1 protein-coding gene is annotated in these 508 nt (G+C 69.3%); it reads left to right on the forward strand.

Annotated features, from left to right (window positions below):
• On the forward strand, positions 1 to 508 hold a 508-nt coding region (locus EAD96_RS20685; protein WP_233586116.1), incomplete at both ends, for an NAD(P)-dependent oxidoreductase.

Below are 508 nucleotides of genomic sequence, written 5' to 3' on the forward strand. Positions count from 1 at the left end.
TCGTCAAACCACCAACCCCGCAACGAGGAGCGAGCACATGCGTACTGTCATCTTCGGCGCCACCGGCCCAACCGGCCGCCACCTCACCGCGCAGGCCCTGGCCGCCGGCCATCAGGTCACCGCGGTCACCCGCCGCCCGGGCAGCATCCAGCCCCGCGCCGGCCTCACCGTGATCACCGCCGACGTCGCCAACCCCGACGCCGTCGAACGTGCCGTCGCCGGCGGCGACGCCGTCCTATCCAGCCTGGGGGTGCCGCTTTCCCCCAAACCGATCACGGTGTATTCGTTGGGCAACGCGAACATCGTGGCGGCGATGCACCGGCACGGGGTGAAGCGGCTGGTCACGGTCAGCTCCAGCGTCATGGATCCGATGTGGCGACCGACCGGCGCATTCTTCTTCAACAACATCATGGACCCGTTGGTCAACCGCAGGCTGGGCCGCACCGCGCACGAGGACATGCGCCGCATGGAGGCCCTCGTCCGCGACAGCGACCTGGACTGGACGCTC

The organism is Micromonospora sp. BL1, assembly GCF_003667485.1.
GTDB lineage: Bacteria > Actinomycetota > Actinomycetes > Mycobacteriales > Micromonosporaceae > Micromonospora > Micromonospora tulbaghiae.